Raw genomic sequence first — 6221 nt, 5'->3', positions numbered from 1 at the left:
GCGGCCATTTATACTAAATCTGGAGATATATTATGAATATGAAAAAGAATCAGCAAGGTTTTACGCTAATTGAATTGATGATCGTTGTTGCGATTATTGGTATTTTGGCAGCGGTTGCCATTCCTGCTTATCAGGATTACACGATTCGAGCGAAAGTAACTGAAGGTATGGTTTCTGCGGCTGCGCTGAAAATTGGAGTAACAGATATGTTCGCTGATAGTGGTGTAGCTGGTATTGATTCGTATGCTGCTGTAGTTGCTGGGGACCAAGCGAACTTGAAGACTGGTTCAATTAAGGCAATCACTATTGATAAGTCTACAGACACAAATCCAGGAACAATCACTATTGATATGACTCTGATTCCTGCGATCTCTGGTGCAGGTAATCTTGCCTTCGTACCTTCGATTGGTACAAATCCTTTAGCGGATGCCAATGCAGCGGGAACAATTGTTTGGGCTTGTGATACTGCAGCAACAACAATTGCTGATAAATTCCTACCAGCGACTTGTAAGTAATCGCTACATAGGAACTAGCTAGCCTTTAAGGCTGCTAACGAGAAACCCCGGCTTAGTCCGGGGTTTTTTGTGTCTGAAAGGTTGATAAAAACATAAAGATTAATGTTTTACTCAAGACTAAGTAAGTGTTCATTCTTGCTTAATGTACTTTTGCCTATACCTTTTACTGCAACTAACTCTTCGAGGCGGGCAAACTCACCATAGCGCTCACGATAGTCAACAATGGCTTCAGCTTTTTTTAAACCTACGCCTTTCAATGCTTTGGCAATAGTTTGAGCATCTGCGCTATTGATGTTTATGGCCTTACTGGTTTGTATTGAACTATTTGGTTCATTGTCTGCATAGCTAATATTGCTGAAAGAAAGCAGCAAGCTAAACAAAAAAGGGATAAGCAGGCGGGGAGGGATGTTTGCGATGTTGTTAGAAAGAAAAGAGTTTGATTTCATAAGTTCGCTCCTTGCGTTAATAGAATCAAGTGCATGAACGGCTATTGAGCAATCCGTGTCAAAGCTTGTGTCATGCAAGTTCGATATTAACGGCTTCAGAGGCGATAGTGAATACTAATTCTATGATTATTCCTAATTAATTTAACTCACTGACACAATTAGCGACAATCACTATTGTATTCACTAAGGACTTGGTTAAAATGAAGTCAGGCGCTCGCAGAAGCGCTCAGAAACTGGAGAATGATAAGGATAAATCGGACGTGCTAAGTAAGTTGTTACACCTTCCCCGGTACCAGAAACGCCTGGTTACGGTTTTTGCAGACAGTCTTTGTCTACCTTTCGCCTTATGGATGGCCCTAAGTTTACGTTACGATGAACTTTATTTGCTTGAAAATAGCTCCGTATTGTTAGTCGCTTTTGTCACCGTTTTTACCAGTATTTTTGTTTTTGCGCGTCTCGGTTTATATCGGGCTGTTATTCGCTATATGAGTAATCATGCTTTACTGGCGATTATTTCTGGTGTTTCTATCTCTGCTATTATGTTGGCGGCTTTGGGCTTTTTATTTCAGGCGCCGATTCCTCGTTCCGTTCCCATTATTTACTGGTGTTTAGCGATGATCTTTGTCGGAGGGACGCGTATGTTAGCTCGCTCTCTGGTACACCGCGATATGATGAAATCCAAAGATCGGGTGATTATCTATGGTGCGGGTAAGTCTGGCTTGCAGCTAAGTTCGATACTTTTTCATGGCAAGCAGGTTCAGCCAATTGCTTTTATTGATGATGATATTAGTAAGCACGGTAGCATTCTTAACGGTATCCGCGTTTATTCACCCGAGAATATTTCTGAGGTGCTCAAGCGTTATGGTGCGCAGAGTATTTTGTTAGCCTTGGGCCATGCTTCCAGGGCTCGAAGAGCTGAAGTGATAAAGGGCTTGGAGCAGTACCCGCTTGCTGTGCAGACCATTCCACAAATTAATGATGTTGTCAGCGGTAAGGCGCGAATTGAAGAAATTCGTGATGTTGATATTGAAGACCTGCTTGGGCGTGATGAAGTCGCGGCCGATAGGGCCAGGCTTTCGGGTTGTATCTCAAATAAGGTGGTGATGGTCACTGGTGCGGGGGGGTCAATTGGCTCTGAGTTGTGTCGCCAAATCGTCAAGCTAAACCCGCGAAAGATTGTCCTGTTTGAATTGTCTGAATTTGCCCTTTATCAAATTGAGCAAGAGATTTCCAAGTATATTCAAAAACATACATTAAAGACTGAAGTGCATGCCATTATGGGCTCTGTGCAGAAACAGCATCGCATGGAAGTTATCATGAAGAGCTACGCTGTCGAAACGGTCTACCATGCCGCAGCTTACAAACATGTTCCTTTGGTAGAACACAATGTCATTGAAGGTGTTCGCAATAACGTCTTTGGCACTTGGTATTGTGCCGAAGCGGCGATTAAAGCAGGGGTAGATACCTTTGTGTTAGTTTCAACCGATAAGGCTGTTCGCCCGACTAATGTGATGGGCGCAACCAAGCGTTTATCGGAGCTTGTACTTCAAGGCTTAGCCCAGCGCCAGAACGATACACGTTTTTGCATGGTTCGCTTTGGCAATGTATTAGGTTCTTCGGGTTCTGTTGTACCGCTGTTTCGTAAGCAAATTAATGATGGTGGCCCGGTAACGGTAACGCACCCTGATATTACTCGCTATTTTATGACCATTCCTGAAGCAGCCTTGTTGGTACTTCAAGCAGGCTCAATGGGCGAGGGCGGTGATGTCTTTTTGCTTGATATGGGCGAGCAGGTTCGAATTGCCGATTTGGCAGGTAAGCTGATTCGCTTAATGGGCCTTGAGGTGAAGGATGATGATAATCCAAATGGTGATATCGAAATTCAGTATACCGGCTTACGACCAGGCGAGAAGTTATACGAAGAGTTGTTGATTGGCGACGACCCTTTACCAACCAGTCATTCTCGAATTATGAAAGGTCGTGAGATCTCATTACCTTGGGTTGAAGTAGAAGCCTTGCTTGAGAAGATTGATAAATACTCTCATCTATTTGATTGTTCTTCAGTGCGTGAGACGCTACTTAAAGCGCCTCTAGGGTATAACCCATCGAACGAGATTGATGACCTTGTTTGGAAGCAATCTCAGCATGAGTTGATACCCGAACATAATGCTTCAGCGAATGAAGAAGCACCCGTAAAGCCAAAAGTGGTTTCGATTTCAAAATCGCCCAAAAAACTGGCCTGATTTACTGCGCTGCCAAATGAGGGTGGCGTGAGCAGAGTTATCTCGCTTTTTAGCACTACTTTATATAGTGCTAATAGTGCTAATAGTGCGGCGGGGGCGGCTCCTGCTCAGTGCTTGCGCTGCCAGATTTAAGTTCCCCAAGCCCTTCTTTTAATAGTCGGTTCGCTACCCACAAATCTTGGATTTCCCTGTCCTGCTTAGTGATTACATCGTTGAGGGTGTTCAGTAAATCATCTTGAAACGATAGTTTAACTTCGAGCTCACTGATTCGTTCATTAAGTTTTTCGATAAGGGCTTCGGGTAATTCTGATTGGCTCATGTTTTTACTATCTTAAGTATGGAGAGAGGGCGCTATTGTAATACATATTACCCGGTGCTCAAGAATTTAGTGTGTTGACTGTAGAATCGAATAAGTTCTAAGCAAGATATTGTGTGAGCCAAAAATCTGTTATCATGCTCGGCTTGCGTTGAGTCTGGTCGTGTTTATACAGGTCAATGCAGCGTTACCTGTCGATTGCCAATACTTTTACAGGGTTGTTCACAGGTGGGGGATGCAGATATTTTTTCCTTAATGGTGTTTGCTGAACCAATTCCACTATTTTAAGAGTTTGTTTAACGAGAAAATTTACATGTCTACACAGAGTTTATCTAAAAAATTATTAGTAAGTGCGGTTGTTGCGCTGCCATTTCCTTACGTTATGTTGGTATTGGCTTCGTCTGCTTCAGTATTACCACAAGGCCTTACAGCCGAGAATTTCCTTTCAGGTGAAAATGGTAGCGGCTTTTACGCTTTGGTTTGGTTGATGTTTTTTGCTGCATCTGCCATTTCGCAAATTGCGGCACAGTCTTCGTCTTCTTCTGCTTCAAGTAACAATGCGCAAGAAGCATCTGAGTCTGATGACGACGATGATACACCTGAGGGTGTAGAGTCCGGTACCGTTAAATGGTTCAATGTGAATAAAGGTTTTGGTTTTATTACGACCGATGCGGGCGAAGATGTTTTTGTTCACTTCCGTTCAATTCGTGGTCGCGGTCGTCGCTCATTGCGTCAAGGCCAAGCAGTGCGCTTTGATTTGAGTGAGGGTGAGAAGGGTATGCAGGCAGACAACGTTTCGGTTGCCAAGTAAGCCTCTAGCTCTTTAGCTTCTACAGAAAAGGCTTATCCCCAGCGGATAAGCTTTTTTTCGTTTCGGGTGATGGCATTCCAATATTCACCTGCTTCATCTTCCCCTTCTTGCCAGCTATGTGCGGCACACCTGACCTCCAGGTCATACATCTCTAACAGGCTTAGTGCGCAGGCTTCATCATTGTCCCAAGGTGTTTCAGACGATTTGAACCAAACACTGCAATAAGACTTTCCTGCTGCACAGGGCGTAACGACGATAGGGATCTTATTCCCTTCGCGTGAAAGGGTGCCCGAGATACTTTTCTTTTCGGATAAGCTGCTTGCTTCAAGGTTGATATCGATGGTTGTAAAGTGAGTATTTAGCCAGGCGAGCAATTCACTGTTGTTTATGTTCTTTATGTATATTTCTATATCGGGCGTTATCATTTATTTGTCCAAGAAATTCTGGATTCTGCTTACGAGAAGGCGAATATAGCAGTAAAAGGCGATGATAGCGCTAGGCACGCTAAGAATAAGACCAATTAGCGCAAGTAATTCCTGCTTTTCAGATGCGGGCAAGAGAATATTAACGTATACAATTGTTCCGAGGCCTGCCAGGGTACAAATGGCACTGATCAGAAAGTATTTAAAATAATTCTGCTGATTATGTTTTTTAGACGACACGGTAGTGGCTTTTAAACTCTTATTAGTGATCAGTACTGATAGTGGCTGATTTACTTCTTCTGAAATATATCAAACTGTATGTCTAGCTGTAAGTCTAGAGTATCAAGGGACTCAAGTAGAGTTCTTTTTTCTGGTTTACAGCGCCAGTAATGCGGTGTCATTGAAAACAGGTTAGTGATGTCTTGTGAGCTAGGTAGGTGAATTGTTTGCTCAAAGTAATCAGTCTTCACATGCTGAAGGCTCGTAGGGAGGCTTTCAAACTCTGTTCGCGTTTCGGCTTTGAGTTCATCGTAGATAACACGGCGAAGCTCTATTAGATGTCTAGGGCCGGTATTTACAAGGATCACATGACCGCCGGGGCGAACTGTGCGAGATATTTCTTCCAGGTCAAAATGGAAAAACAGGCCGCTTACCAGATCTTGAGAATTGTCCGCCAAGGGGATATTCGCAGCGCTACCTACCCACCAGTTAATTGATTTGTCGCGCCGGCAGGCTGATTTAATTGCAGGTGTCGAGATATCAATACCGCTTGTGTATACCTCTTGAAAATAACTAAGCAACTTGGTGTGGAGCTTGTGAGTGTAATAGCCTTCGCCACATGCTAAGTCGCAATAGTGGAAGGCTTTTTCAGAATCTTTAGCTAGCGCGTCTTCAGCATGGTGAATAAATCGCTCGGCAAGATTAGCGTAGTAGCCTTGATCAAGGAAGTCACGACGAGCGGCGACCATTTCAGTCGTATCTCCCGGGTGCTTACTCCGCTTATTTTGGCTTAATAATAAGTTGTGGTAGCCCTGCTTGGCGCGATCAAACCTATGCTTGTTGCGACAGCATAGGCCTTTTTGATCGTCTGCAAGAACGAGCTGCTCCTTACAAACGGGGCAGAGTAAATAGGGGCTTAGAGTATCCATAGTATCTTAGCGCTTGGCTTATGTTAGCAGGTGCTCCAAGATCTGTTCGTAAATCACTGACAAGTCGTTCAGGTCGGTGATACTCACGTGTTCATCAACTTGGTGAATCGTTGCGTTGAGCGGCCCAAGTTCAAGCACTTGTGCGCCCGTTGGTGCGATAAAACGGCCGTCAGAGGTTCCGCCTGAGGTTGAAAGCTCTGTGTCGATACCTTTAACTGTTTTTATCGCTTTAACCGCTGCGTCGACGAGTGGGCCCGCTGCGGTTAGGAAGGGCTCTCCGCTTAATGTCCACTGGATATCGTAATCCAGCTTGTGTTGCT

8 protein-coding genes are annotated in these 6221 nt (G+C 44.1%); 3 read left to right on the top strand and 5 right to left on the bottom strand.

From position 1 onward, the window contains the following. Positions 1–32 precede the first annotated feature (32 nt). Positions 33–515 (top strand): pilin, encoded by a 483-nt coding sequence (locus A3757_RS27800; protein ID WP_304438929.1) that lies wholly within the window; start codon positions 33–35, stop codon positions 513–515. Between the two features lie 107 nt (positions 516–622). On the opposite strand, the gene A3757_RS23345 is transcribed toward A3757_RS27800, so the two are convergent. Continuing rightward, a complete protein-coding gene (locus A3757_RS23345; protein WP_068512906.1) occupies positions 623–961 on the bottom strand; it encodes a helix-hairpin-helix domain-containing protein in 339 nt (112 codons plus the stop codon). 200 nt (positions 962–1161) lie between these two features. On the opposite strand from A3757_RS23345, the gene A3757_RS23340 reads away from it, so the two are divergent. Then, positions 1162–3204: a nucleoside-diphosphate sugar epimerase/dehydratase gene (locus A3757_RS23340; protein ID WP_068512903.1), complete on the top strand. Its 2043-nt coding sequence runs from the start codon at positions 1162–1164 to the stop codon at positions 3202–3204. A 79-nt stretch (positions 3205–3283) separates the two neighbouring features. Here A3757_RS23340 and A3757_RS23335 read toward each other — a convergent pair whose 3' ends face one another. Then, positions 3284–3523 carry a SlyX family protein gene (locus A3757_RS23335; protein ID WP_068512900.1) on the bottom strand — a complete coding sequence of 80 codons (240 nt, stop codon included), beginning with the start codon at positions 3521–3523 and terminating at the stop codon, positions 3284–3286. 310 nt (positions 3524–3833) lie between these two features. Between A3757_RS23335 and A3757_RS27970 the strand changes: the two genes are divergently transcribed. Beyond that, the gene (locus A3757_RS27970) at positions 3834–4331 is read left to right on the top strand and encodes a cold-shock protein (protein WP_068512899.1); all 498 of its coding nucleotides are present in this window, start codon (positions 3834–3836) and stop codon (positions 4329–4331) included. A gap of 32 nt (positions 4332–4363) precedes the next feature. Here A3757_RS27970 and A3757_RS23325 read toward each other — a convergent pair whose 3' ends face one another. The 3 genes from A3757_RS23325 to A3757_RS23310 all read right to left on the bottom strand — a co-directional run. After that, positions 4364–4756, bottom strand: coding sequence for a hypothetical protein (locus A3757_RS23325; protein WP_068554605.1), 393 nt, complete (start codon positions 4754–4756; stop codon positions 4364–4366). 287 nt (positions 4757–5043) lie between these two features. Further along, positions 5044–5901 (bottom strand): putative RNA methyltransferase, encoded by an 858-nt coding sequence (locus A3757_RS23315; RefSeq protein WP_068554735.1) that lies wholly within the window; start codon positions 5899–5901, stop codon positions 5044–5046. A gap of 18 nt (positions 5902–5919) precedes the next feature. Further along, the coding region (locus tag A3757_RS23310; RefSeq protein WP_156506516.1) for a M20/M25/M40 family metallo-hydrolase at positions 5920–6221 on the bottom strand (302 nt) is incomplete at its 5' end.

It is taken from the genome of Oleiphilus sp. HI0117, assembly GCF_001635235.1.
This window is presented reverse-complemented; position numbering and strand designations above follow the sequence as displayed.